The 26,732-nt window shown below is 57.4% G+C and carries 25 protein-coding genes; 17 read left to right on the top strand and 8 right to left on the bottom strand.

All coding sequences use genetic code 11. The annotated features are described in order from the left end of the window. The first annotated feature begins 142 nt into the window (after positions 1-142). Positions 143-1,252 carry a polysaccharide biosynthesis/export family protein gene (locus LC354_RS05650; protein ID WP_223421897.1) on the top strand — a complete coding sequence of 370 codons (1,110 nt, stop codon included), beginning with the start codon at positions 143-145 and terminating at the stop codon, positions 1,250-1,252. Positions 1,253-1,415: 163 nt separating this feature from the next. Here the strand turns inward: LC354_RS05650 and ahcY are convergent, their stop codons facing one another. Next, on the bottom strand, positions 1,416-2,804 hold the full coding sequence (gene ahcY, locus LC354_RS05645; RefSeq protein WP_223421895.1) for an adenosylhomocysteinase: 1,389 nt from the start codon (positions 2,802-2,804) through the stop codon (positions 1,416-1,418). Positions 2,805-2,887: 83 nt separating this feature from the next. Further along, positions 2,888-3,181 carry an S-adenosyl-L-homocysteine hydrolase gene (locus LC354_RS05640; RefSeq protein ID WP_223421894.1) on the bottom strand — a complete coding sequence of 98 codons (294 nt, stop codon included), beginning with the start codon at positions 3,179-3,181 and terminating at the stop codon, positions 2,888-2,890. A 71-nt stretch (positions 3,182-3,252) separates the two neighbouring features. Between LC354_RS05640 and LC354_RS05635 the strand changes: the two genes are divergently transcribed. Both LC354_RS05635 and LC354_RS05630 read left to right on the top strand, forming a co-directional pair. Further along, on the top strand, positions 3,253-3,849 hold the full coding sequence (locus LC354_RS05635; RefSeq protein WP_223421892.1) for an HD domain-containing protein: 597 nt from the start codon (positions 3,253-3,255) through the stop codon (positions 3,847-3,849). Beyond that, a complete protein-coding gene (locus LC354_RS05630; RefSeq protein ID WP_223421890.1) occupies positions 3,846-4,331 on the top strand; it encodes a GNAT family N-acetyltransferase in 486 nt (161 codons plus the stop codon). Before LC354_RS05635 ends, LC354_RS05630 begins: the two co-directional genes overlap by 4 nt. 86 nt (positions 4,332-4,417) lie before the next feature. Here the strand turns inward: LC354_RS05630 and LC354_RS05625 are convergent, their stop codons facing one another. Together LC354_RS05625 and LC354_RS05620 are read right to left on the bottom strand one after the other, a co-directional pair. Then, positions 4,418-4,972 carry an ActR/PrrA/RegA family redox response regulator transcription factor gene (locus tag LC354_RS05625; protein ID WP_223421889.1) on the bottom strand — a complete coding sequence of 185 codons (555 nt, stop codon included), beginning with the start codon at positions 4,970-4,972 and terminating at the stop codon, positions 4,418-4,420. 88 nt (positions 4,973-5,060) lie between these two features. Beyond that, positions 5,061-5,681, bottom strand: coding sequence for an SCO family protein (locus tag LC354_RS05620; protein ID WP_223421886.1), 621 nt, complete (start codon positions 5,679-5,681; stop codon positions 5,061-5,063). Between the two features lie 77 nt (positions 5,682-5,758). Between LC354_RS05620 and regB the strand changes: the two genes are divergently transcribed. The 8 genes from regB to trxA all read left to right on the top strand — a co-directional run bounded on the left by regB (position 5,759) and on the right by trxA (position 17,633). Next, positions 5,759-7,156: a sensor histidine kinase RegB gene (regB, locus tag LC354_RS05615; RefSeq protein WP_223421885.1), complete on the top strand. Its 1,398-nt coding sequence runs from the start codon at positions 5,759-5,761 to the stop codon at positions 7,154-7,156. 93 nt (positions 7,157-7,249) lie between these two features. Then, complete coding sequence (locus LC354_RS05610; protein ID WP_223421883.1) at positions 7,250-8,764, top strand: PAS-domain containing protein; 1,515 nt, start codon at positions 7,250-7,252, stop codon at positions 8,762-8,764. A gap of 49 nt (positions 8,765-8,813) precedes the next feature. Continuing rightward, the gene (gene tsaE / locus LC354_RS05605; RefSeq protein ID WP_223421881.1) at positions 8,814-9,287 is read left to right on the top strand and encodes a tRNA (adenosine(37)-N6)-threonylcarbamoyltransferase complex ATPase subunit type 1 TsaE; all 474 of its coding nucleotides are present in this window, start codon (positions 8,814-8,816) and stop codon (positions 9,285-9,287) included. Next, the gene (locus tag LC354_RS05600; protein WP_223421879.1) at positions 9,280-10,302 is read left to right on the top strand and encodes an aminoglycoside phosphotransferase family protein; all 1,023 of its coding nucleotides are present in this window, start codon (positions 9,280-9,282) and stop codon (positions 10,300-10,302) included. The genes tsaE and LC354_RS05600 overlap by 8 nt, the downstream gene beginning before the upstream one ends. Further along, positions 10,278-10,970, top strand: a complete 693-nt coding sequence (locus LC354_RS05595; RefSeq protein WP_223421877.1) for a nucleotidyltransferase family protein — start codon at positions 10,278-10,280, stop codon at positions 10,968-10,970. Before LC354_RS05600 ends, LC354_RS05595 begins: the two co-directional genes overlap by 25 nt. Then, the gene (addB, locus tag LC354_RS05590; RefSeq protein ID WP_223421875.1) at positions 10,963-13,914 is read left to right on the top strand and encodes a double-strand break repair protein AddB; all 2,952 of its coding nucleotides are present in this window, start codon (positions 10,963-10,965) and stop codon (positions 13,912-13,914) included. Before LC354_RS05595 ends, addB begins: the two co-directional genes overlap by 8 nt. Then, positions 13,911-17,273, top strand: a complete 3,363-nt coding sequence (addA, locus tag LC354_RS05585) for a double-strand break repair helicase AddA (protein WP_223421874.1) — start codon at positions 13,911-13,913, stop codon at positions 17,271-17,273. Before addB ends, addA begins: the two co-directional genes overlap by 4 nt. Positions 17,274-17,312: 39 nt before the next feature. Further along, a complete protein-coding gene (trxA, locus tag LC354_RS05580; RefSeq protein WP_223421872.1) occupies positions 17,313-17,633 on the top strand; it encodes a thioredoxin in 321 nt (106 codons plus the stop codon). 51 nt (positions 17,634-17,684) lie between these two features. On the opposite strand, the gene LC354_RS05575 is transcribed toward trxA, so the two are convergent. After that, positions 17,685-18,680 (bottom strand): hypothetical protein, encoded by a 996-nt coding sequence (locus LC354_RS05575; protein ID WP_223421870.1) that lies wholly within the window; start codon positions 18,678-18,680, stop codon positions 17,685-17,687. Between the two features lie 68 nt (positions 18,681-18,748). Here LC354_RS05575 and hslV point away from each other — a divergent pair, with 68 nt between their 5' ends. The 4 genes from hslV to LC354_RS05555 all read left to right on the top strand — a co-directional run bounded on the left by hslV (position 18,749) and on the right by LC354_RS05555 (position 23,285). Continuing rightward, complete coding sequence (gene hslV, locus LC354_RS05570) at positions 18,749-19,306, top strand: ATP-dependent protease subunit HslV (protein ID WP_223421868.1); 558 nt, start codon at positions 18,749-18,751, stop codon at positions 19,304-19,306. Further along, complete coding sequence (locus tag LC354_RS05565; protein WP_223421867.1) at positions 19,303-20,364, top strand: hypothetical protein; 1,062 nt, start codon at positions 19,303-19,305, stop codon at positions 20,362-20,364. Before hslV ends, LC354_RS05565 begins: the two co-directional genes overlap by 4 nt. Before the next feature lie 203 nt (positions 20,365-20,567). Next, positions 20,568-21,875 carry an ATP-dependent protease ATPase subunit HslU gene (hslU, locus tag LC354_RS05560; protein ID WP_223421865.1) on the top strand — a complete coding sequence of 436 codons (1,308 nt, stop codon included), beginning with the start codon at positions 20,568-20,570 and terminating at the stop codon, positions 21,873-21,875. Between the two features lie 168 nt (positions 21,876-22,043). Further along, positions 22,044-23,285 carry an MFS transporter gene (locus LC354_RS05555; RefSeq protein ID WP_223421864.1) on the top strand — a complete coding sequence of 414 codons (1,242 nt, stop codon included), beginning with the start codon at positions 22,044-22,046 and terminating at the stop codon, positions 23,283-23,285. Here LC354_RS05555 and LC354_RS05550 read toward each other — a convergent pair. Genes LC354_RS05550 through LC354_RS05540 form a run of 3 tightly spaced genes read right to left on the bottom strand, consistent with a single transcriptional unit; the run spans position 23,268 to position 25,545 of the window. Further along, complete coding sequence (locus tag LC354_RS05550; RefSeq protein WP_223421862.1) at positions 23,268-23,858, bottom strand: Smr/MutS family protein; 591 nt, start codon at positions 23,856-23,858, stop codon at positions 23,268-23,270. The two genes, LC354_RS05555 and LC354_RS05550, sit on opposite strands and share 18 nt — an antisense overlap. Continuing rightward, positions 23,855-24,847, bottom strand: coding sequence for a murein transglycosylase A (gene mltA, locus LC354_RS05545; RefSeq protein WP_223421860.1), 993 nt, complete (start codon positions 24,845-24,847; stop codon positions 23,855-23,857). Before mltA ends, LC354_RS05550 begins: the two co-directional genes overlap by 4 nt. 38 nt (positions 24,848-24,885) lie before the next feature. Beyond that, positions 24,886-25,545, bottom strand: a complete 660-nt coding sequence (locus LC354_RS05540; RefSeq protein ID WP_223421858.1) for a Tim44/TimA family putative adaptor protein — start codon at positions 25,543-25,545, stop codon at positions 24,886-24,888. A gap of 116 nt (positions 25,546-25,661) precedes the next feature. On the opposite strand from LC354_RS05540, the gene LC354_RS05535 reads away from it, so the two are divergent. Beyond that, positions 25,662-26,132, top strand: a complete 471-nt coding sequence (locus LC354_RS05535) for an FxsA family protein (protein ID WP_223421857.1) — start codon at positions 25,662-25,664, stop codon at positions 26,130-26,132. 60 nt (positions 26,133-26,192) lie between these two features. Then, positions 26,193-26,693: a protein-export chaperone SecB gene (gene secB / locus LC354_RS05530; protein WP_223421856.1), complete on the top strand. Its 501-nt coding sequence runs from the start codon at positions 26,193-26,195 to the stop codon at positions 26,691-26,693. Positions 26,694-26,732 lie beyond the last annotated feature (39 nt).

Raw genomic sequence — 26,732 nt, 5'->3', positions numbered from 1 at the left:
AAAAAAACCTCCAAAAGTGTTTTTGAAAAGATTCAGAAAATTCAAACGATGTCAAATATGGCGACGCGACGCACTAGGTATGCGCCCCGTTTCCCGCTACACCGACCGAAATTAAAGCCGACGAATAGTCAAGGATTCTAACGTGCAAAACCCTGTCCGCGCTGTGCTGGTCTGCTTGACTGTTTTGCTGGTCGGAGCTTGTTCCTTGCCGCGCGGATCCGCCATTCAGGAAGAGATCACTCTATCACAAAGCTCTGCTGAAGCGCCGTTCGCGGTCGTGCCGGTGTCACGTTCAAACATCAACGCGCTGCGGACTTGGCCGATGACCGGTTCGTCCCAAAAATATGGTTGGTTCAGCGGACAAAGCGGACCGAAATCCAACATTATTCGCACGGGCGACAACATCAGACTGGTCATTTGGGACAACCAGGAAAACTCGCTTTTGACCTCAAATGAGCAAAAGAACGTCACGATGGACGACCTCGAAGTAGGTCCGAGCGGAACCATCTTCGTACCCTACATCAACGAGGTTGTCGTTCGGGGCAAAACACCTGAATTAGCCCGCGCCGACATCGAGCAACGGATGGAAATGGTTGTTCCGGCGGCGCAGGTTCAGCTTCGGGTCACACCCGGACTCGATAACTCCGTCGATGCCGTTGGCGGTTTTACGTCTCCGGGCACCTATCCGCTTTCCAGCCGGAATGTCTCGATTCTCAGCATGATCTCACAAGCTGGCGGGATTGCACCGGATCTGGAAAATCCGCTTGTCCGCGTCATTCGCGGTGGAAACACCTACGAAATCCGCTCTGACAAACTCTTTGAGACGGCGTCGGCCAACGTGGTTCTGCGCGGCGGCGACAAGATTATTGTTGAAGAAGACGAGCGCTATTTTATCGGCCTCGGTGCCACTGGCAATGAACAAATCGTGCCATTCGATCGCGAAAACATCACGGCGATCGAAGCCCTTGCCATGCTGGGGGGTCTGAATGAAGTCCGTGCCAACCTGAAGGGCATCCTTATTCTGCGCGAGTATGACCGCGACGACGTGCGTATTGACTCAAGCGGGCCCGAAAAACGCCAGGTCGTATTTGCCATTGATCTGACATCGGCAGACGGGCTTTTTGCGGCCGGAAAGTTCAACATCCATCCGAACGACCTCGTTATGGCAACGGAAAGCCCCGTCACGGCGCTCAATACGATATTCGGTCTGATCGGTCGTCTGCTGGGCTTCCAGGCAATCCTGTCCAATTAACGCGGCTCCTTGTGATTCAGGGACCGGCAAAGGCGTAACCGCGTCGAGCGGGTCACGCTCAGGGCCGACAGGCTTTCATCCACGGAAAAGGCCCCGAAGATTTCTCTCCGGGGCCTTACCCTTTTGAACCCAATGCGGAGCGAACCCCGCAAGCCGTCTTCGATCAGTAGCGGTAATGCTCGGGCTTGAACGGTCCTTCAGGTGCCACGCCGATATAGGCCGCTTGCTCACTGTCCAGTTTGGTCAGCTTCACGCCGATCCGGTCAAGGTGCAGACGAGCAACTTTTTCATCCAGATGCTTGGGCAGGATATAGACTTCGTTCTTGTAATGGTCGCCACGTGTCCAAAGCTCGATTTGCGCCAGAACCTGATTGGTGAAACTGGCAGACATGACAAAGGACGGGTGGCCCGTCGCATTGCCGAGGTTCAGCAGACGGCCTTCAGACAGAAGAATCAATCGATTGCCGTTCGGCATCTCGATCATGTCCACCTGTTCCTTGATGTTGGTCCATTTGTGGTTCTTCAGGGCGGCAACCTGAATTTCGTTGTCGAAGTGGCCGATATTGCCGACGATAGCCATGTCCTTCATCTCGCGCATATGCTCGATCCGGATCACGTCCTTGTTGCCCGTCGTGGTGATGAAGATATCGGCGCTGTCGATCACGTCTTCCAGCAAGACAACTTCGTACCCGTCCATCGCCGCCTGCAATGCACAAATCGGATCAACTTCGGTCACCTTGACGCGCGCGCCCGCACCGCTGAGTGAAGCAGCGGAGCCTTTGCCGACATCGCCGTATCCCATCACGACGGCAACCTTGCCAGCCATCATGGTATCCGTGGCGCGGCGGATGCCGTCGACCAGAGACTCTTTACAACCATACTTGTTGTCGAATTTTGACTTGGTCACCGAGTCGTTCACATTGATCGCCGGGAACGGCAGTTGGCCGTTCTTGAACAGCTCATAAAGGCGGTGCACACCGGTGGTCGTCTCTTCGGACACGCCGACAATCTGACCGCGCATCTTGGTGAACCAACCCGGGCTGGCTTCCATGCGCTTTTTGATTTGCGCCTTGATGGCGACTTCTTCTTCGGAGGTGGGGACGGAAATGACATCTTCTCCAGCTTCGGCGCGGGCCCCGAGCAGGATATAAAGCGTCGCGTCACCGCCATCATCGAGGATCAGGTTGGGGCCCTCGGGGAACAGGAAGGATTTATCGAGATAATCCCAATGTTCTTCCAGCGTCTGGCCCTTGACTGCGAAAACCGGCGTTCCACCCGCCGCAATCGCTGCCGCCGCATGGTCTTGCGTCGAGAAGATGTTGCATGACGCCCAGCGCACATCAGCACCAAGCGCATTCAACGTCTCGATCAAAACGGCCGTCTGGATCGTCATATGCAGTGATCCGACAATCCGCGCGCCTTTCAGCGGTTGGGATTCGCCATATTCTTCGCGCAACGCCATCAAACCTGGCATTTCTGTCTCAGCAATGTTCAACTCTTTACGGCCATATTCGGCAAGAGCGATATCTTTAACGATGTAATCCTGGCTCATCCTGAACGTCCTCAACTTGGGTCAGATGATCCGCTATCAGGTTCTGCCATGCGGCTCAATGCGCCATTTTGCAACCCTTGGTTTCAGCCATGAAGCGCAGCCAAAAGTTGTTCCCCAACTTGCCCGTCAGTCCAGTTGTCGCCTTGCGCGACAACACAGGAATTACCGTCCGGGAAATACTGAAGCAATGTCCAGGTGCCCGTCGCTTCTGAAGCCCACATTTGCAGTTTCGCACTGTTTGCGCCGTCTACGGGTGCTTCACCGTACCAGTCAATCAGGCTTGCTTCCATCTCTTGGGCCGCCATGCATACATCGCTGGCCGTAGCGGTAATCGGTGTCGAATTCATCATCAAGGCGATCAAGAATACGGGTTTCATAGTGCTCTCCTTCATGGAAAAAACACAGAATGGGGAAACTTGGTTCCCCGACCGGCGAGATGAGGACACAAATGGCCAAACAAGCCCGCGCATGGCAACGGATGCTATCGGGTCGCAGGCTTGACCTGTTGGATCCCACGCCATTTGATATCGAAATTGAAGATATCGCCCACGGCCTCGCCTTTGTCGCGCGCTGGAACGGGCAAACGGTTGGGGATTATGCCTACTCCGTCGCCGAACATTCCCTTTTGGTCGAAACGATTTATGGACGCATTTCTCCCAAGGCGGACGCGAGATGGCGTTTGGCAGCTCTGCTACACGACGCGCCGGAATACGTGATCGGAGACATGATTTCCCCAGTCAAGGCAGCGGTCGGTCCGGGGTATGGCGCACTCGATGAACGGTTGGAGGCGGCCATTCACATCCGCTTCGGCTTGCCCGCAAAGGTGCCGCAAAATATCAAACGCCAGATCAAAAAGGCCGACCGGATCAGTGCCTGGATGGAAGCAACGCAAATCGCAGGATTCACCAAAACAGAAGCAGACAAGCTCTTTGGTGTACCCGATCCAAATCTGACCCGTGATCTGACGATTGTACTTCGGCCACCGATGGAAACGCGCGCAGACTTTACCGCACGACATGCCACTTTGCTTGCGGCCCTCGCATGATTTACGTGCGCCCTGCGATTGCTCTGGATGCGTCCTCGATGGCGCGCCTTCTGAACGAGATTATCGACGCGGGCGGCACGACGGCGATGACGCATCAGGTCAAAGGTAGGGATATCGCCGACTGGATGAACGAGAATGACGGGCAATCCGCCTGGCACGTTGCCGTAAACAGTGGCGAGACCGTCGTTGGGTTTCAATGGATCGCCCCTGCCGACTACTTGCCGGTTGAAGCCGCCGAGATGGCGACCTTTGTGCAAATCGGGCAGACCGGACTTGGCATCGGCTCCAAATTGTTCGACGCCACACGGCAGGCCGCAAAAATCATCGGGTATAAATGGATCAACGCCAATATCCGTGCCGACAACGAAGGTGGCCTGATCTACTATCAATCCCGCGGCTTCGTAGATTACGCACGAATTGAATCATACAGATTGGAAAGCGGCCAGGTGGTCGACAAAGTCCTCAAACGCTTTGACATCTGAACTCGCGGCCCCATTCCATCTCTTGGCCAAAAATATCCTCGGGGGGGAGCGTCAACGGCGCGGGGGGCAGACAGCCCCCTCTACGCCTATCTGGGCGAGCGTTTCGCCAGAATGCGCTGCAACGTCCGTCTGTGCATGTTCAACCGTCGCGCCGTCTCCGACACATTTCGATCGCACAGCTCATAGACCCGCTGGATATGTTCCCACCGCACACGATCCGCACTCATCGGGTTTTCCGGTGGTGGCGGCAGATTATCCCCGGTCGCAAGCAAGGCATTGGTGATGTCCGTGGCATCGGCCGGCTTTGACAGATAGTCTGTTGCGCCGATTTTCACAGCGGCAACTGCGGTGGCGATCGCCCCGTAGCCGGTCAACACGACCACGCGCGCTTCGGGACGTTTTTCACGCAGCACCTCGACCACGTCGAGGCCATTACCATCTTCCAGCCGCAAATCGATCACGGCATAAGCTGGCGGTCGGGCCGTCGCGATCGCTCTGCCCGCTGCCACGGAATCCGCCGTTTCGACTTCAAAGCCACGCTTTTCCATGGCCTTAGCCAACCTGCGCAAAAATGGTTCGTCATCATCCAGCAACAACAACGACTTGTCGTCACCCAGGTCAATTTGCGCACTATCAGCCATCAAGCTCTCCGGTTCCCTGCCGCCAATTTTTGCGGCTGAAGTAGAATATGACCCGATGGGCGGCAGTCGTCAATTTTTTCCGGTGTTTTCAACTGTTTTCGATGAAGCACGCAACGCGGTCTGCCATCGCGTCCGCGCTCACATCGCGGCGAAAGAACTCGACAAATCCGTGTTCCGGCAAAACAAGGTAGGTGAACGTCGAATGATCCACCAGGTAAAATTCATCGCTCTTGTCATGCGCCTTGTAATATGTCCGGTACGCCTTGCTTGCCGCCGCCACCTGCTCTTCTGATCCGGTGAGGCCAATCATCTTTTCATGCAGGTTATAGGCAAAATCGCCGACGATGTCCGGTGTGTCCCGCTCTGGGTCGATTGTGATGAAAATCGGCGTTACGGACATTCCACGCTCTGTCAGCAGATCGACGGCCTCCGCGTTGCGCGCGGTATCAAGCGGGCACACGTCCGGACAGAACGTATAGCCAAAATAGATCAGCGACGGTTCCGTGATCACATCGGTATCCGTCACCGTCTCGCCTTGTGCATTGATCAATTCGAACGGTCCGCCGATGTTGTTCCCATCGTCGGCAACTTGCGTCGCCTGACACTGGGCAAAGGGGCTCGTGTCGTCCGCTTGGCGTGTCATCCACCAGAACACACCAAGAAAAAGGGCAGCGACAATAGCGGCAATGGGTGCGATGATGCGTGACATTGAGAGCCTCTTTCTGAACGGTTTAAATCACAGCTATCAGCCTCACACCCGAGTGCAATAAACGAAGTAGTGACACAATGGCGCAACCACAAATCGGCCCGATTACCGGCAAGCAACGATCCAACTGGATTCGCCTGCGTACCATGATCCTGTTGCGCTGGGTTGCCATCGTCGGACAACTCATCGCGCTCATCGTCGCGCAGCAGATATATAGCCTGCAATTGGAAGTGGGACTGTGCTATCTGGCCGTTGGTGTATCGGTTGTCGGTAACCTTGTCGCGATTTTCATCTTTCCGGAAAACAAGCGCCTGACCGAATTTGAAAACCTGCTCATGGTGCTGTTCGATCTGTTGCAACTGGCTTTCCTTCTGTTCCTGACGGGGGGGCTGCACAATCCGTTTGCCTTGCTGGTCCTTGGCCCGGTGACCATTTCTGCGGCTGTTCTGACAACACGTTCCACATTGTTTTTGGGCGGGACGGCCATCGTTCTGGTCACGCTTTTGTCCGAATATCATTTGCCGCTCAAGACCCAGCAAGGGTTTATCCTGCGGATCCCGGATCTGTTTGTTTTTGGAAACTGGATCGCTCTGGTCATCGCCATTTGCTTTATCGGAGCCTACTCGCGGCGGGTTACATCGGAAATCCACTCGATGTCCGACGCGCTTTCAGCCACACAACTGGCCCTGTCGCGCGAACAGAAGCTCACCGACCTCGGAGGTGTTGTCGCAGCGGCAGCACATGAGCTGGGCACGCCTTTGGCCACCATAAAACTTGCCAGCGCAGAATTGATCGAAGAGTTGAGCGATCACCCTGACTTGAGAGACGACGCAGTTCTGATCCGCGAACAAGCGGACCGATGTCGTGATATTCTGCAAGATATGGGGCGCGCCGGTAAGGATGATCTGCACCTGCGCCAGGCGCCATTGATGACCGTCGTTCAGGAGGCAGCCGAACCTCATTTGCAAAGAGGCAAGACAGTGAAATTCACGCATGATCCCGCGGCTGGCAGTGAGGTCGATCAACCTGCAATCCTGCGCCAGCCCGAAATCATTCACGGCCTGCGCAATCTGGTTCAAAATGCGGTGGATTTCGCAAGGTCCAGCGTCTGGGTCGAAGCCACGTGGACAGATGACACCATTTCGCTTCGGATCATGGATGACGGCCGCGGGTTTCCGCCTCAGCTTCTGGGCAGAATTGGAGATCCATTTGTGCGTCGTAGAAAGACCAGCGCAGAGCGGCAACAGCGCCCGGAATACGAAGGCATGGGTCTGGGTCTGTTCATTGCCAAGACTCTGTTGGAGCGTTCCGGTGCCGAACTGACGTTTTCCAATGGTGGCGATCCCTACGGCGCTGAAAGTGTCACCGTCCATGTCGGAGCGATCGTTGAAGTGGTCTGGCCGCGCAAGAAGATCGACGCGCGCAGCGGCGATAACGCAATCCCGCGGGACCGAAAGAACGAATTAATTCGCCTCTGATTGCAGCCAAAGGGCCGCCGCAACTTCGGTTTTAACTTTCCGTTAACCCAGATCACGCAATCTGAAGCTTAAATTTGGAAGGGTTGGCTTAACATGTCGCTGGTCGAGATGTCATTTGTTATGTTTTGCGCTTGTGTGTCGGCCATTGCGGGCCTCGCATATGTCATGCGCGATCGACAATTGGTTGAACCAGCCGCACCGGAAGATCGATCGAATATGCATTTTCTGTTTCAGGGTCTGGACCTGGAACATGCTTCCGACGGGGCCGATGCGCTTGTAAATGATCGCAGCTCGCACTCCGACTGGGATACATTGCGCATCAATCTCCGCGTTCGCTTTCCCGGCCTGCCGGATGAAGAACGTTTGCAGGACATTGACAGTCTGACACTGTATGCCGCCCAGCCTGACGATACCGCCATTGTTCAGCTGGATCGCGAAGGCAACCACACACGTTTGACGATCAAGGATCAGTCCGACAGCGACGCCCGATCCACGCATGACACCAAAAATATGAAGGCCGAACTGGGTATGCTGCGGCTGGCCGCCAACGGTGCCCCCTATCCGATCTGGCTCTCGGACAGCGAGGGGCACGTGACTTGGCGCAATCAGGCTTATGACGACCTTGCGACATCTTCGTGCCGCGACGCGCCTGATCAGTCGCAACCGCTCTTTGACGCCGAGGCCAACGATATCCAGCCGGGCAGGACCGTTCGCGTTTCCGTGCCGAACAAGGACAGCGATCGGCTGGAATGGTTCAGCGTCACGGCGACCGAGGCAGAAGACAGAACCGTCTATTATGCAAGCAACATCGACGCTGTCATTCAGGCCGAAGTGGCACAACGGAACTTTGTCCAGACTCTGGCCAAGACCTTTGCCCAATTGTCCATCGGACTCGCCATATTTGACCGAAACGGGCAATTGGCCCTGTTCAACCCGGCACTTGTAGACCTCACATCGCTGCCCGCGGATTTCCTGAGTGCGCGTCCGGATCTGCTCTCATTCTTTGACAGATTGCGCGACAATCGTGTGATGCCCGAGCCCAAGAATTACCTCTCCTGGCGGCAGGAAATCTCCAATGTGATCGCGGCGGCCACCAATGGCAGTTACCAAGAAACATGGACGCTGGACAGCGGCCATACCTACCGCGTGATCGGCAGACCACACCCCGATGGGGCGGTAGCGTTTCTGATCGAAGACATCACTGCAGAAATCTCTCTGACCCGGAATTTCCGCGCGGAACTGGAGCTGGGTCAATCCTTGATGGATACGTTCGAAGACGCGCTGGTGGTCTTTTCATCTGCCGGGGTCCTGACTTTCTGCAACAGCGCCTACACCGAGATGTGGAAACTGGATCCTGGCAACACGTTTGCCGATGTCACAATCGTCGACAGCATCAAGGAATGGCAATCCCAATGCAGACCGGACCCGGCTTGGGGTGACATGCGTGACTACGTCATGAAAATCGGTGACCGGGCCCCCTGGAACGCCACCATCACCCATCTGAACAAGGGTAAGTTCAACGCCCAGGTCTCGCCCATCGTTTCCGGAGCGACGGTGATCCGGTTTACCGAGATGATTGGTGCACACACCACCGCCAATCGGGCCTGACCGGTGCCATTCCGCTTGCAGTGACGGAGCGGCGCGATAGTTTGGCGGCATGTCGCCATCCTCTCAGTCCCTCCATTTCGCAAATGCTGACGCAACCGCTGCATTCGCCGCGATCTTGGCCCCCAAACTGGCAGCAGGTGACGTCATTTTGCTGAGCGGCCCCGTTGGCGCAGGCAAGACGCATCTTGCACGCGCGCTGATCAACGCGATCCTGACGGAGCCAGAGGATGTGCCCTCGCCCACTTTCACTTTGGTGCAGACATATGACACCACGCGCGGCGAGCTTTGGCACTCTGACCTGTACCGCATAAGCTCTGATACGGAAATCGACGAACTGGGGCTGTTGGAGGCGTTTGAAACCGCAATCTGTATTGTGGAATGGCCAGACCGTCTTGGCCCCTTGTGTCCGGAAAATGCGCTGGCCATCGACCTTGTCACCAATGGCGATGCGCGCGATGCACATCTCAGCTGGACAACGAATCGCTGGAGCATGCTGTTGATGGAAGTGACACAGGATGCCTGACCGATCTGCGCTGATCAGCGGTTTTTTGGAAACCGCCAATTGGGATGCTGCCCAGCGCCGCACCATTGCCGGTGATGCCTCAAACCGCAGATATGAGCGGCTGACCCGGCACGACGGCACGACCGCCATCCTGATGGATGCGCCGCCCGATAAAGGCGAAAGCACCCGCCCCTTTGTCAAGATTACTGAATTTCTGCGCAGCGCCGGTCTGTCCGCTCCCCATATTTACGCGCAGGATGCAAGCGATGGCTTTTTGCTGTTGGAAGATCTGGGCGACGATCTCTTTGCCCGTATCCTGGCAAAGGACCCCACGATGGAGCAGCGACTGTACGAGGCGGCCACCGACGTCCTGTTGCATCTGCACACATATGATCCGCCGGACCTGATCCGCTGCGATGCCGATATGATGACGGACATGGTGTCGCTGGCCTTCACCTGCTACCAAAACGGCGCACTTGGATACACAGATGCCGCTGCCCTGGCCGCGTTCCAGGCCGCGTTTCGTGAGGTTTTGAAGCCTTTGAACACCCGCATCAACGTCATGATCCAACGCGATTACCATGCCGAGAACCTCTTGTGGTTGCCGGACAGATCGGGTGTCGCGCGTGTCGGATTGCTGGATTATCAGGATGCGCTGATCGGCCACCGCGCCTATGATCTGGTCTCGGTCCTACAGGATGCAAGGCGTGATGTGTCGCCCGTCATCGCTCAGGATATGATCCACCGCTATGCCGCTGCGGCACAGATAGTGCTTTCGGAATTCGAAACCGACTATGCGCTCTTGGGGCTCCAACGCAATTTGCGCATCCTGGGCATTTTTGCCCGCCTGTCGCTGTCGTATGGCAAACCGCACTACGCCGATTACATCCCCCGCGTTTGGGGCCACATTCAAATCAACCTCCGGCATCCGGCCTTGCGCGAGATCGCACCGTTGATCAACGCGACATTGCCAGAACCAACACCGGACATCCTGAAGGGCCTCAAAGCCAAATGCGTGACGATCCCCCTGCCGTAATGCTCTTTGCCGCTGGTTTCGGAACCCGCATGGGCGCCCTGACCCAAGACCGCCCCAAGCCACTTATCGAGGTGGCAGATCGGCCGTTGATTGATCATGCGCTGTCGCTTGTAGAGGGCATTCGAGCCAAGACCGTGGTGGTCAACCTGCACTACAAAGCCGAAATGCTGGAACAGCATCTGAAAGGCACCAGCGTCCGCATGATCCGCGAGGAACCGAACATTCTGGACACGGGTGGCGGCTTGCGAAACGCACTGCCTTTGCTTGGCAAGGACCCTGTCGTGACGATCAATTCAGATGCTGTCTGGGCCGGTCCTAACCCGATTGAAATGCTGTTGAGGGCCTGGGATCCCGCACGTATGGACGCATTGCTGATTTGTATTCCAACAGAGCAGGCACACGGACGCAAAGGACCCGGTGATTTCGAAATCGGGCCGGATGGGCGGTTGAGCCGTGGCGGAAATACTGTCTATGGCGGTGTTCAAATCCTCAAGACGGATCTAGTGCCAGACGTGCCCGAGGTCAGTTTTTCCCTGAATGTGATCTGGAACAAGATGGCGGTGTCCAACCGACTATTTGGTCTGCGCTATCCCGGCCAGTGGTGCGATGTGGGCCATCCGGGTGGCATCCCCGAGGCCGAAGCGATGCTGGCGCACGCCAATGTTTGAGCCAAGCGACGATCCCCGTCTGTTCGGCTGCGCCCCCGGCGTTGATTTTCCCGCCGCCATGCTCGGCGGACTGGAACTGCGCTTGAAAAACGCGCTGCCGGAGGCTTGGCCACGCGTCACCATTCTGGTCAACACGCAACGCATGGCACGACGGCTGCGCGAGCTTCTTGATGCGGGGCCCGCCCGCCTTTTGCCCCGCATCCAGATGCTCACAGATCTCGATGGTCTCTTGCCCGGCGCGGCGCTGCCACCTTCGGCATCCGGATTGCGGCGCAGGCTGGAACTTGTGACGCTGATCACACGGTTGATAGAGGCGCAGCCAAATCTGGCCGCGAGCTCCGCGAGTTTCGATCTGGCCGACAGCCTTGCCACCTTGATCGATGAAATGCAGAGCGAAGGAGTCACACCCGAGGATATCGCCCGGCTTGATGTCACGGATCAGTCGGGCCATTGGGCCCGTGCCCAGAAGTTTATCGGAATCGCACAGAACTATATTGATGTGTCTGAAAACGCTCCGGATCCAGAGGCACGCCAGCGCGAAACGGTGCTCCGCCTGACTGCACATTGGACAGAGTCACCGCCATCTGACCCGATCCTGATCGCAGGCTCCACCGCGTCACGGGGCACCACGCAAATGTTGATGCAGGCCATCGCCAAACTGCCACAAGGTGCCGCGATCCTGCCCGGTTTCGACTTCGATATGCCCCAAGATGTCTGGGACAAGATGGGAGACGAAACCACAGGCGAAGATCACCCTCAATTCCGGTTTCTCAAATTGGCAAAGGGACTTGGCGTAACGCCCAACGCCGTCAAACCATGGATGGAGACGACGCCCCCTTCCCCTGCACGAAACAAATTGGTGTCCCTGGCGTTGCGTCCAGCGCCCGTGACAGACGCTTGGCGGCGCGAGGGGCCCGACCTGTCCGACCTGTCTGGCGCCACGGAAAAGATCACGTTGATCGAAGCGGACACACCCCGTGCCGAAGCCATCGCCATCGCGATGCGCCTGCGAGAAGCCGGGGAAACCGGCCAACGGGCCGCCTTGATCACACCCGACCGGATGCTGACCCGACAAGTCACCGCTGCCCTCGACCGCTGGGATATTCTGCCCGATGACAGTGCCGGCACCCCGCTGCACCTGTCACCACCGGGACGGTTCCTGCGCCATACGGCAGCGCTTTTTGAGCAGCCACTGGATGCAGAAGCGCTTTTGACGCTGCTCAAGCATCCGCTGACCCATTCCGGCGGTGCCCGAAACGCCCACCAACTCAACACGCAGCGTCTGGAATTACAGATGCGCAAGGATGGCCTGCCCTATCCGGATCCCGAAAGCCTCAAAGCCTGCGCGCGCAAGACCGTTAAAGACAACACAACCGGCGTCGAAGACTGGGCAAACTGGGTTGCCGAAACGGTTTGCGGGCAACCCGTTGCGATCGAATTGCCCCTGGTCGACTGGGTCGCCCGCCATCTTGCCCTGTCCGAAGCATTGGCCGCCGGGCAAACGCCGCTCGGCGACAGTGAGCTATGGCTGAAAAAAGCGGGCCAAAAGGCTCGTGAAACCATGGACGACGTGCAAGCGCAGGCGGAATATGGCGGCGCGATGTCAGCCAGCGATTACGCGGCACTCATCGGCGCGATCCTGTCGCAAGGAGAAGTGCGCGACCGCGATGCCCCCCATCCCGGCATCATGATCTGGGGAACTTTGGAGGCGCGGGTACAGGGTGCCGATCTGGTGATACTGGCCGGATTGAACGACGGCACATGGCCCGAACCCCCGACGCCCGATCCGTGGCTGAACCGCAAAATGCGGTTCGACGCGGGGTTGTTGCTGCCGGAACGCCGGATCGGATTGTCTGCGCATGATTTTCAACAGGCCATTGCGGCACCGGAGGTCTGGCTGACGCGGTCCATCCGCTCGGATGATGCCGAAACCGTGCCGTCACGCTGGATCAACCGCTTGTCCAATCTCATGTCTGGCCTCGGGCCGCTGGGTGGACCTCAGGCATGGACGGCGATGCGGAAACGAGGGGCGCATTGGCTGGCCCTGGCCCGTCAGTTGGACGCCGCACCTGACGCGCCAAAGGCACGCCGCCCCGCGCCCTGCCCGCCTGTGGCCGCACGGCCCCGGCGGCTGACAGTCACGGAAATACAGACCCTGATCCGCGATCCCTACGCGGTCTATGCCAAGCACGTGTTGCGCCTGCGCACGCTCAAACCCCTGGTTCAGACACCCGATGCCTTGCTGCGCGGTATTCTCTCTCATGAGGTGATGGAGGTCTTTGTCAAAGATACGCTGACACGGCCTCATGCCATGACGGTCGAAACTCTCATGCAACATGCCAACACTATCCTGCAGCGGGACGTGCCCTGGCCCGCCGCGCGCATCCTGTGGCTGACCCGCTTTGGTCGCGCCGCCCAATGGATCGTGGACACAGAGGCCGAGCGCCAAAGCATCGCAAAGCCCATCGCATTTGAGGATACCGCAAAAGGCCTTTTGACCCTGCCCAGCATCGGCACGCAGCTTGTCGGGCGCGCAGACCGTATCGACATGGACGAACAGGGGCAGGTCATTCTGTATGATTACAAAACTGGGCCGCCGCCTTCAAAGGACCGGCAAAAGCACTTTGACAAGCAACTGTTGATCGAGGCCGCAATGGTCGAGGAAGGTGCCTTTGAAACACTCGGGTCAAGGGTCGTGCGCGCGGCACAGTTCATTGGCATCGGCGCAAAACCAACGACGGTAGACGCGGCGATCGACGAAGAACCCACCCGCCAGGTTCTGGCTGAACTTGTCAGTTTGCTTGGCGCCTATCTGGAGCCAGACAAGGGCTACACCTCGCGCCGCGCGCTCGACATGGACACGGACGCGCGCGATTATGATCAACTTGCACGTTTTGGCGAATGGGATGCGACAGACGATCCAAACCCGGAGGTGCTGACATGACCCCGGCCGACGAAGCGACCCGCCGCCAGCAAGACGCTGCCCGCCCGATGGAATCGACATGGCTGTCCGCCAATGCCGGGTCGGGCAAAACACGTGTTTTGACCGACCGGGTTGCGCGTTTGCTGCTTCAGGATGTCCAGCCGCAGCACATCCTCTGCTTGACCTATACCAAGGCCGCAGCATCCGAGATGCAAAACCGCCTGTTTCAGCGGTTGGGTGCCTGGGCGATGCTGGACGATGATGAGTTGCGCGTCGCGCTTGCGGAACTGGGCCTTGACCGCACACCCAGCCCGGACGACCTGCGTCACGCGCGCACTTTGTTTGCGCGTGCCATCGAAACGCCTGGCGGGTTGAAAATTCAGACGATCCATTCGTTTTGTGCGGCTCTGTTGCGGCGTTTTCCGCTAGAAGCGGGCGTCAGCCCTCAATTCACCGAAATCGAAGATCGCGCTGCCGAATTACTGCGCGCCGAGTTGATGGACACGATGGCGGGTGGGCCGGACGCCAACTTGGTGACAGATCTGGCTCAACTATATACCGGCGAAGATATCCTGAAATTCACCAAGCAGGTCGTTGCCAAGGGGGACGCTTTTTCACCGCTGACCCTTGATGACGCGCTGATCCTGCTTGGGGCGCAACCCGGTCTGACACGTGACAAGATCGTAAGCGACACATTTGCCCCCGGCGACGCGAATTTGCTCCAGGATCTCACCGAAGCACTCGCAGGTGGGAGCTCAAACGATCAGAGGGACGCTGCCAAATTAAGCCTTGTACAGGACTTGGATTTTGCCGCGATCCCCGAGATGACATCCGTTTTTGTCAATGCAAGCGGCCAGAACGCCAATGCACCGAAATTTGGCAAATTCCCAACCAAGCCCACGCAAAAGAAAATTGACCACCTCATGCCGCGGGTGGAAGCGCTGATGCAGCGCGTTGCTGATGCGCGCGCGGCGCGGTTGGCCCTTGTGGCTGCGGAAAAGACGGTCATGCTGCACCGTTTCGGCAACGCGTTCGCGCAACGCTATGCGGCAGCGAAACAACAACGCGGCTGGTTGGATTTCGATGATCTGATCCAAAAGGCGCGACATTTACTGACGGACGACAAGGTTGCGGCATGGGTTCTCTACCGGCTGGACGGTGGCATCGACCATATTCTTGTGGACGAGGCACAGGACACAAGCCCCACGCAGTGGGATGTGATCCGAAAACTGGCCGAAGAGTTTTCAAGCGGCGAGGGTGCCCGCGCCGATATTACTCGGACAATTTTCGTCGTTGGGGACAAAAAACAATCCATCTATTCCTTCCAGGGTGCAGACCCGCGTGAATTCGACAGGATGGAAACTGAATTTGGCTCGAAGCTGGCGGAAGTCGATCAGCGGCTGAATTCGCTCACGCTAGACTATTCGTTCCGGTCCTCCCCCGCGATCCTGCGTTTGGTGGACATGGTCTTTGATGGTGCAACCTCGGCCGGGTTTGCAGCAGACGGCAAGCATATCGCGTTTCACACGGATTTGCCCGGACGGGTCGATTTGTGGCCAGTTGTCCCGAAGCCGGACAAAGAGGAAAAGCGCCATTGGTACGATCCCGTCGACCGGCGCAGTGCGACGCACCAGAACCGCGTTCTGGCCAAGGCCATTGCAGATCAAATCAAGCGGATGCTGGACACCCGCGCAATGATCCCCGACGGGACATTTGCGCGCGCCGTGCAGCCCAAGGATTTCCTGATCCTCGTGCAACGCAGGTCAGGTATTTTTTCGGACATAATCCAGGCCTGCAAGGAACTTGAACTCCCGATTGCCGGAGCGGACCGGCTCAAGGTCGGTGCTGAAACCGCCGTGCGTGATCTGGGGGCCTTGCTGTCTTTCCTTGCCACGCCGGATGACAGCCTGTCCCTTGCGACCGTTCTGCGCTCACCATTGTTCGGCTGGTCCGAGCAGGATCTTTTTACGCTCGCACATCACCGCAAGACCGAACATCTTTGGGCGACTTTACGTGATCTGGACGAGAAATTCCCCGAAACAGTGCCTGTTTTGAAGGATCTCAGGGCGAATGTCGACTTTCTGCGGCCCTATGATCTGATCGAGCGAATGCTGACGCGGCATCGCGGGCGCAAACGGCTTTTGGCGCGTCTCGGCGCGGAAGCCGAAGATGGGATCAACGCGCTGTTGTCGCAAGCGCTGTCATTTGAACGCGCCGTCGTGCCTTCGCTCACCGGGTTCCTGACATGGATGGAAACCGACGATCTGGAGATCAAACGCCAGATCGACAGCGCTTCAAATCAGATCCGGGTGATGACGGTACATGGCGCCAAGGGGTTGGAGGCGCCGATTGTCATCCTGCCCGAATGCGGCAAACGCACGCTGTCCATTCGGGACGATATCATCGTGATGGATGACACGCCGGTTTGGCGCATGAACGACAAACAGCAGCCCGACTGCATGGTCGAACGGCTGGACGCCATGAAGGAAGCACAACAAGAAGAGTCCCTTCGGTTGCTTTACGTGGCTCTGACACGCGCGGAAAAGTGGCTGATTGTGGCGGCGTCCGGAGACTTGGACAGTTCAGGAAACGATTGGCACCAACGCGTTGGCGCAGGAATGAAGGCCAGCGGTGCAGTCGACCTGATAACGCCCGTTGGCATGGGGATGCGTGTCGAACATGGCGCATGGGACTTTGATTTGCCCGATACGGGCCCAAAATCCCAGCCTGGTCCCCCTGCTTTGCCAGATGTCTACACTCGCCCGGCCCCCCACATTGAACCGACACCGGAGACACTGTCTCCCTCCGATCTGGGCGGGGCGAAAGCGTTGCCGGGTGAGGGCCTGGATGAAGATTCCGCGAAAGCCTACGGCACTTTGCTGCACGCCTTTCTTGAGAAACTGCCCGCTGCCGCGTCGAATGATTGGACAACGATCATCAAACGGCTGGCGAAACCATCGATCCTTTCGGAGGGTTTGATAACAGAGGCTGAAGCCGAAGCACGGGCGGTCTTGGACGATCCGCAGCTTGCGCATGTCTTTGCCCCTGACAGTTTGGCCGAAGTTCCTGTGACCGCGAAGCTTGGATCACGTCAGATGCACGGCACGATAGACCGGCTGATCCTTACGGATGATTGCGTCCAGATCATTGATTTCAAATCCAACCGTCACGTTCCGGACGATCCCGTACAGTGCCCCGAGGCTGTGCTACGGCAAATGGGCGCCTATGCGCAGGCGATCCGTGCCATCTATCCTGATCACCGGATCGAGAGCTATGTCCTGTGGACACGAGAACGCAAATTGATGCGCTTGCCACACGATATCGTGACGGCGGCGCTGTACCGTTCGCAATATCTTGACGTTGATCCCATGGGTTCTTAAGTTCGACCCCTACGCTTGATCCCTGTCAGGAGAAAAAAAATGGCGACCGTGCCTGTAACCGACGCAACCTTTGACGCCGAAGTCAAAAATTCCGATGTGCCCGTTGTGGTGGACTTCTGGGCCGAATGGTGTGGCCCCTGTAAACAGATCGGCCCGGCGCTCGAAGAGTTGTCGGCTGAAATGGAAGGGAAAGTGAAGATCGTCAAAGTGAACGTGGACGAAAACCCGAACTCCCCTGCCCAGATGGGTGTGCGTGGCATTCCGGCACTGTTCCTGTTCAAAAACGGCGAAGTGGTGTCCAACCGCGCAGGTGCCGCACCGAAAGCGGCTCTGCAAAGCTGGATCGAAGACTCCATCTAAGCCTGTTTCAAACGCATTCTCAAAGGCGGTCCCACGCCGGGCTGCCTTTTTCTATGTCACACCAAATCCATTCCGGGCCAATGCGACGATAGTCTTGTAACGCGCGGCCTGACGCCAACTGCGTTGGTGCGCCTCCACCGGTATTGATCTCCAATCATTCAAAAGTTGCGTAAACGGCAGGAAACCTACCGCCGGATCGTCGCGTGTGACCAGATCATACCCGCCAAAAAAAGCGTCGATCGTCGCAGCTGTCAGCACACAGCCGGGCTCTAGACCATCGGGCGGCTGTAACAATTCGGCGTAATCCATGAGGATGCGCGCGATATCGAACCCAACGGGCGCATTGGACAAAGGTTTGAAGTCAATACCCGTTTCCCCGTCAGGCCCCAGAATAATGTTGCGCAGATTAAAATCACCGTGCTTGGTGGCCGATATGGTTTTCCGGTCCGACGCGGATTTTGCCTTTTCACGCACCATCCGGCAGCACGTGATAAAGCGTTCCGGATCCGCGACAGATGTCTTTCCCGCTTCGACCTCATCGGCCATGCGTTCGCAGTGGCCCACCATGAAACGCGGTTGGTACGTTCGTTCTTCGGTTTCGGAACTTGCATGAAAAGCCGCCAGCCAAGTCCCTGTTCGTTTCAAGAGCGGCGCGTGCGCGCGGCCGCCCCGCAGATGGTCGTCCAACGTCTTTCCCGAAGCTTCTGCCATGATCACCAAGTCTCCGGCGCCGCTGGCAAACAGAACTTCCGGAGCATGCGCCGCTGGGTAAGGTTTCAGCCGCGCAAAGGCGTTTTTCAGAGCGATGATTGTCTGGGTCGGATCGTCTCCGGGCGGCCGTAGAAACGCTCGTTTGAGGATCAGGACACGCGGGCCGCGCAATCGGATGACGATATGGTTTCGGGTCGGTTCGTCCTTTTGCCAGATCAGCTTGGCGCGGAACTGACTGGGGTCGAGACCAAGGTCAGGCGCGATCTCGGCCCATTCGCCCAGCGCCTGCTTCGTCCGTGGATCTGTGATGCCAAAAACCATGGTCAACTTGAACATATCCTCACGCCGGATTGAAGCCGTGACGGTAAACACGCATATACACCCCAAGAGCAAGGAGTAGCATCATGTCAAAATCCGACTTTCCCGGCTGGCACGGGACCACCATCATCGGTGTCAAAAAAGGGGGCGAGGTTGTGATTGCCGGCGACGGTCAGGTCTCTCTGGGTCAAACGGTCATCAAAGGCACGGCACGTAAGGTCCGCCGTCTGTCCCCCGGCGGGTTCGACGTTGTAGCTGGATTTGCCGGATCGACGGCAGATGCTTTCACGTTGCTGGAGCGGCTGGAAACCAAGCTGGAGGCGACTCCGGGGCAGTTGGCCCGCGCCAGCGTCGAGTTGGCCAAGGACTGGCGGACCGACAAATATCTGCAAAAGCTCGAAGCGATGCTGATCGTCACCGATGGGGACGAGTTGTTCGTCATCACCGGTGCCGGCGATGTGCTGGAGCCAGAACATGACGTGGCCGCCATCGGATCGGGCGGGAATTACGCCTTGGCCGCGGCGCGCGGCTTGATGGATAGCGACCGGGATGCGGAAACCATCGCGCGCGACGCCATGGCCATCGCGTCCGATATCTGCGTCTACACCAATGGCAATCTGACGGTCGAAAAGATCACGAAATGATCGACAAGGATGATCTGCGCGCGTCTGTCGGAGCGGGCATTCTGACAGAGGCGCAGGCCGCCTCCCTCAAGGCCCTTGCGGACAGTCGGCGCGGCGCGCGTGAAGACCTTGATCCCGGTGATGAGCCCTTTGAGCTGTTCCGGGGGTTCAACGAGATCTTCATCGTCGTTGGTCTGGTCATTCTGAGTACGGGATGGGCCGGGGTCGTGACCTTTTTCGCTATCGACAGCGGCGATATCCGCAACGGGCTGATCACCTCCGGCCTGATCGGGGCGGCAGTTGTCTGGTTGCTGTCTGAATACTTCATCCGCAAACGCAGGATGGTCGCGCCGGCCATTGCATTGTCGCTGATGTTCGCCGCGAACGCGGGATATGGTTTTGCAGGAGGTTTGGCACAGATCTTCATGGTTGCTCAGGGCGACAACAGCAGCCTTGTCATGCCCTTCCTGTTGGCTACCCTTGCCATGCTGATCTACTGGTTTCGCTTCCGCGTCCCCTTTGCCCTCGCAATTATCGCGGTCATGGCCTTCGGCGTGTCGATCCTGATCGCTGGAAACAGCAACGGCGCACCGACAGACACCCGTGACCTGTTCTTGTTGTCTGCAAACGGGCCATTTGCGTTCATCACGCTTGGCATCGGACTCATCGTGTTCATCATCGCGATGATGTTCGACATGTCAGACCCGCACCGCGTGACACGACGTGCGGCAAATGGCTTCTGGCTGCACGTCGTAGCGGCCCCTGCCCTTGTGAACACCCTCGCCCTGACATTACTGAACTCTGAAAACTCGGGATCAAATGCCCTACTGCTCGCCGTGATGACCGGTTTTGCCATTATTGCGATCATCATAGACCGGCGTTCGTTTCTGATCGCGGCCATCGGCTACATCGTTGTTTTGTCTTCAACCGTCCTGGAAGGCGAAAGCGAAGTTTTCACGGTGTTCTTCCTTGGCGCGTTCCTCGTCTTTTTGGGGGCCCGCTGGGAAAACATACGCGCGCGACTGTTGCGCGCCCTGCCCGGCTTTGTCCCAATACACAGATTTCCGCCATCTGTCTGATCTCGCCCGATACGCGCACCTGCCTTGCGCTGAAGAAAATCGCACCGCACCACCCGCCATGCTGTACCCAAAACCGGGACGGCTCTGGCCGTCTGGCGACAGTCGGATGAATTTCTTGCCAGCCAATTGGACCTCATACGGTTGTGTTTCGACAAATTTGGCATAGGTAGGGTGCGCACTTTAGTAACAAGATCGGCTTCAATGTGACTGACCTGACCCCTCGTGAAATCGTCTCGGAACTCGACCGGTTCATTATTGGACAGGCCGACGCCAAGCGCGCCGTTGCCGTGGCCTTGCGCAGTCGCTGGCGGCGCAAGCAACTGTCTGATGACCTGCGAGACGAGGTTTTCCCCAAGAACATCCTCATGATCGGCCCCACCGGCGTTGGCAAAACCGAAATCAGCCGCCGTTTGGCAAAACTGGCCCGCGCGCCGTTCCTCAAGGTTGAGGCGACGAAGTTCACAGAAGTCGGCTATGTCGGGCGCGACGTGGAGCAGATCATTCGCGATCTGGTCGACAGCGCCATCACGATGACCCGCGACCACATGCGCGAAGACGTCAAGGCAAACGCCAAGAAAGCTGCCGAAGAGCGTGTGATCGACGTTATCGCAGGTACGGATGCCCGCGATGGTACCCGCGAGATGTTCCGCAAAAAGCTTCGCTCGGGAGAGTTGGACGATACCGTTATCGAACTGGACGTCGCCGATACGTCCAACCCGTTCCCCACCATGGATATTCCCGGCCAACCCGGCGGAAACATGGGCATGATGAACCTGGGCGAAATCTTTGGCAAAGCCATGGGAGGGCGTACCGTTCGCAAACGGCTGACCGTCGCGCAAAGCTATGATGTGCTGATCGGCGAAGAGGCCGACAAGCTGCTGGATGATGAGACCGTGACCAAAAGCGCGCTGGAGGCCGTTCAGGAAAGCGGAATCGTCTTTCTGGATGAGATCGACAAGGTTTGCGCCCGATCTGACGCGCGCGGTGGCGATGTCAGCCGCGAAGGCGTGCAGCGCGATCTGTTGCCGCTGATCGAAGGTACAACCGTGAGCACAAAACACGGGCCGGTCAAAACGGACCATATCCTGTTTATCGCTTCCGGGGCGTTCCATATCGCCAAACCGTCAGACCTGCTGCCTGAATTGCAAGGACGATTGCCGATCAGGGTTGAGTTGCGCGCCCTCACCGAAGACGACTTTGTTCGCATCCTGACGGAAACAGACAACGCGTTGACCTTGCAGTATTCATCGCTGATGGCGACCGAAGGCGTGACTGTCACGTTTGAAACCGATGGCATCCGTGCCCTGGCCCGCATCGCGGCAGAGGTCAATCTGTCGGTTGAAAACATCGGGGCACGACGCCTGTACACGGTTCTGGAACGCGTGTTCGAAGAGCTGTCTTTCAACGCCCCGGACCGCGAGGGCGAATCCATTACCGTGGATGCCGCCTTTGTCGAACAGCATCTGGGCGAACTGGCGAAATCCACAGATCTCAGCCGCTACGTGCTCTGACAGTTGCATTTGGCCCGAAATTGATGGGCCAAATGCCCTGACCTTGGAGATTTCCGGTCCGCCGGGCTTTTCATGTCGGGCTGATGGGCGCAAAGATCGAGCAATGGAATCAACCCTGCAGCGCCTTTTTTGACGCTCTACAGCAGCCCAATCCTCGAAAGCCCCGCCGTGGCACACCCGTCCCAGCCTCGTCTGGCCGCATTTCTAAGCCAGAACAGCCGCTGGTTGGCCGCAGGCGGTTTGCTGACGCTTTTGTCGTCTTTTGGCCAAACCTATTTCATCTCGATCTTTGCCGCGCAAATACAGTCGGATTTCGACCTATCACACGGCAGCTGGGGCGCCATCTATTCGATTGGCACAACCGCCTCCGCCGGTGTCATGATCTGGGCCGGCGGTCTGACGGACCGGTGGCGCGCGCGCAGCCTTGGCGTTCTCGTTCTGGCCCTCCTGGCAGCGTCCTGTCTTGCGATGGCCATCAACCCCTATGCCGCTTTGCTGCCCTTCGTAATCTTTGCATTGCGACTGACAGGTCAGGGCATGTGCAGTCATATCGCCATTGTCGCCATGGCACGCTGGTTTGTCGCCACACGGGGCAAAGCTCTGGCCATCGCCACCCTCGGGTTTTCCCTCGGAGAAGCGGTGTTGCCGCTGGCCTTTGTGGCGTTGCTGACGATCTGGCCCTGGCGGTTGCTCTGGGTAGGAGCCGCGGTGGTTGCCCTGATTGGCATTCCCGTTTTGCTGGCCCTGTTGCGCACAGAACGCACGCCACAATCGATGGCGTCCGAAAACCAAAGCACCGGCATGCGAGGGCTGCATTGGACCCGGCGCACCACATTACATAATCCGCTCTTTTGGTTCATGGTGCCCGCCATCCTTGGCCCATCGGCATTCAACACGGCGTTCTTCTTTCATCAGGTCTATTTCGCCGAGATCAAGGGGTGGTCCCATCTGTCGCTGGTATCTCTGTTTCCCCTTTATACGGTCATGGGTATCGGCGCGATGATCCTGTCAGGTATCGCGCTGGATCGATTTGGGACCGCCCGGCTGATGCCGCTCTATCAATTGCCGATGATTTTGGCTTTTCTCATCTTCGCCACCGCAACCTCGTTGCCCCACCTGGCGATTGGCTTCGTCTTTATGGCGCTGACAACAGGGATGAACGCGACATTGCCCAATGCGTTCTGGGCTGAATTCTATGGCACCCAACATATTGGGTCGATCAAGGCGATGGCGACTGCAGTCATGGTGCTCGGGTCGGCCATTGGTCCGGGACTGACGGGCATATTGATCGACTTCAATGTGGCACTGACAACGCAGTATATCGGAGTCGCCGTCTATTTCGTATTCACGAGCGTTGTGATGTGGATCGGCATCCGAAAGGCGCGCGCGGACTTACCGGTTCTTGCGTAGATAGACATAATAGGCCCCGCTTCCGCCGTGGCGCACATGTGCCTGCGTCACTTGCAAAATGGCCGAGGACAGCGGCGGCAGGCCAAGCCACTGTGGCACTTGATGGCGCAAAACGCCAAAACGCACAGGGATTGGGCCGCCATCGTCGCGCTGCTTGCCTTTGCCCGTCACCACGAGGACCAAACGTTTACCCTGCCCCTGCGCGCTCAGGATAAAACGGGTCAGCGCGGGGTGTGCACGATCCAGCGTCATGCCGTGTAAATCGATCTTTCCCTCAGGTCGTAACTTGCCGCGTTGCAGCCTGCCATAAGCCTTGCGGTCCATGTTGACCTGTGCCCCGGCAACTTGATCACTGATGGGTGGGGTGAGGCTCACTTGAGTGCGGGGTTTCTCTGCCGGTCCGATAATGGTTTTTTCAACGGCGTCAAATATACGCCTTTTGGCTTTGGGTGCGGGTGTTGGTGTGACAAAATCGCTTGGCTCAAAGGGCTTTTCCGGATGCAGGCGTTCGGCGTTGGCGGTGACTTTCCGCCAAAGCTCTTCCTCTTCGGGGCGCAGACGCCGCCGGGTCATATCGCGTTTTCCGGCAGCAAGGCATAGGCGCGCTGGATCGGCATAAGCACCATCATCCGCCCGGGATCACGCAGCTTCCCGGCTTTGCGGCCAGCTGCATCGCCGGTTCCGAAAAAGACATCCGCCCGCTGGGCGCCCTTGATCGCGGACCCGGTGTCCTGAGCGATCATCAGACGGCGCAACGGGACCTCGCCGTCTTTTTCAAGCCAAACCGGAGCTCCGAGCGGCACGAAGGCCGGATCGACAGCGATAGAGCGCAGGGTTGTTACAGATCGGTTCATCGCCCCCAAAGGCCCGCGATCTGACGGGACTTCGCTGACCTCACGGAAGAACACGTAGGATGGGCTGTGGAACAATAACTCTTCACCTTCGGCCGGGTTTCGCCGCACCCAATTCTTGATGACCTGCGCGCTGACCTGATGCGGCTCATAGACGCCGCGTCGCACCAATTCCGCTCCGATGGATCTGTATTCATGTCCGTTCGCACCCGCGTATCCCACCCGCAGATTGCGCCCGTTGGGCAGTCGAATACGGCCAGACCCCTGAATTTGAAGAAAAAACAGCTCGACCGGATCGTCGACCCACGCAATCTCAAGGCCGCGACCCGCCATAATATCCGTTGCCAGAATTTCCCGGCGCGATAACCATGGTCGCAAGACGCGCGCTTCGCTGGGCATTGCGTAAACAGGATATCGAAACCGATCGGTCCGACGCAAAGAGCCATCAAGTTCCGGTTCGAAATATCCGGTAAACAACGGGTCGGCCTTGTCTTCAATCAAAACCGCTCGAAAAAACAGTTCGAAAAATGTACGCGGGTCCGGTCCGTCATTCGCCAGAGCACACAGCGCTGTCCAGTCGGGATCGTTCATGTCCTGGCATGTGTTGAGAAAGACCTTGAGCGCGGCGGCATGGTCATCCTCTTTCCAACCGTCAAGGTCTGCATAGTCCACAACGGTGTACTTCACGTCAGCACCAGCCTCATGAGACATGAGGCTGGTCGCAAGAAAAGCACCCAGGGCAGCCCGGATTACGCGTCTGTAGCCACCAACAGCCAATTTGGGTCGTTAGCCCCCATTTTTCGAGCAAAAGACCAGGTGTCTTTCTGCTTTTTGGCCTCAGTTGGGCTGCCCTCGATGATATCTCCGCCCTGATCGCGGACGACTGAGGTCAACTCGGCGACAAAGCGAATCGTCAATTCGGCCTCATTCGTGGCATCGTTAAATGTCGCATCGACCAACTTGATCTCGCGCACTCCAATGAAGTCAGATTCAATCGTCAAACCCTGATCTTCGCGGGCGGCGACGCCATCGACAAATGACTCGTAGATATCCTCGGACAAGAACGGTTGAATTTCAGACAGTTCGCCGCGCTCATACCCCATGACGATCATCTCATAGGCACCGCGCGCACCCTGAAGAAAATCGGCGACGTGAAAGGACGGCTCGGCGCGTTTCATCGCAGCCAGCGCTTTGGCAGCTTCACTGTCTTCGGGAACGTGATCTGTGATGTCCAGATCCGGACCCCCTTCGATCACTTCCAGATCAGGGCGCACCTTCTGGCTGGACTCGTTTTTCGGAACGGGTGGTTGTTCGAACCCGTCCCTTGTGCCCAGCACGTTTTTCAGGCGCAAGATTAAGAAGACGGCGATCCCGGCCAGGACCAACAACTGAATCAGCGGAGAGTTCATTCATACCTCATTATGCGGGCTTGGGTGGCATCACCCTGTCAGTGCTCTTATGTAGGTGGTAGGTGGCATCAAGTCCACCGTGGCTCTGGAATGAGCTTAAGGAAAGGATGTCACATATGTGGTTATTGATAGCGTTTATCGCTGTTCCATTGATCGAAATCGCTCTGTTCATTCAGGTTGGCGGTGCGATTGGTCTCGCACCGACACTCTTGATTGTGGTGGTTACTGCGATTTTAGGGACGTATTTGGTTCGGAAACAAGGTTTAGAGGCCCTTTCACGCGTAAAATCGTCATTTGAACAGATGAACGATCCAAGCGAGGCACTGGCACATGGTGCGATGATCCTGTTTTCCGGCGCCCTTTTGCTGACGCCAGGGTTTTTTACGGATGCCGTCGGTTTTGCGCTTTTGGTACCGAGTGTCCGTCTGGCCGTGTTCAACTGGGCGCGCGCACGCGTGAAGGTACAGACATTCTCGACCGGGGGCGGCCCTCAAAAGCGTCAATCTGACGTGATTGACGCGGAATATTCCGAAGTTCCGCCTGAATCGAATGAAAACCGGGGTCCGTCCGGTTGGACGAAGGATTGAGGCCCGGTCGCCAAGCTGTTACCAGACACCAAATTTGAATGCCCCTTGGAGAATTTCACAATGGCAGAAGAACAAGCGACCCCGCCCGCCCAACCGCAAATGCGCGTGTTGGGACAGTTCATTCGCGATATTTCATTCGAAAACATCGTGGCGCAGAAGGGTGCAACGTCCGAAATGCAGCCCGACGTTCAGGTTCAGGTGAACCTCGATGCGAAAAAGCGGTCACAGGACAAGCAATACGAAGCTTCGATCAAGCTGAACGTCACGTCGAAAGACAAGGAGAGCGAAGCCGTTCTGTTCGTGCTTGAGGTTGACTATGTCGGTCTCTTTTTCATCGACAACGTACCAGACGCTCAGATGCATCCGTTCTTGTTGATCGAATGCCCACGGATGATTTTCCCGTTCCTGCGTCGTGTGGTCAGCGACATCACCCGCGATGGGGGCTTCCCACCTCTCAATCTTGAAACGATTGATTTTGTTTCGCTTTACCGCAATGAGATTGCGAAGCGTCAAGCCGCGGAAGCGTCGGCTGAAACGGCTGATAAACCATCTTTGAACTAAGCACGATCAAGACATTGAACCCGGTGGCACCGCTGCCGG

This window comes from Tateyamaria pelophila (assembly GCF_019966495.1).
Taxonomy (GTDB): domain Bacteria; phylum Pseudomonadota; class Alphaproteobacteria; order Rhodobacterales; family Rhodobacteraceae; genus Tateyamaria; species Tateyamaria pelophila.
Note: the sequence above shows the minus strand (reverse complement) of the source record. Positions and strands in the feature narration are given on the sequence as shown.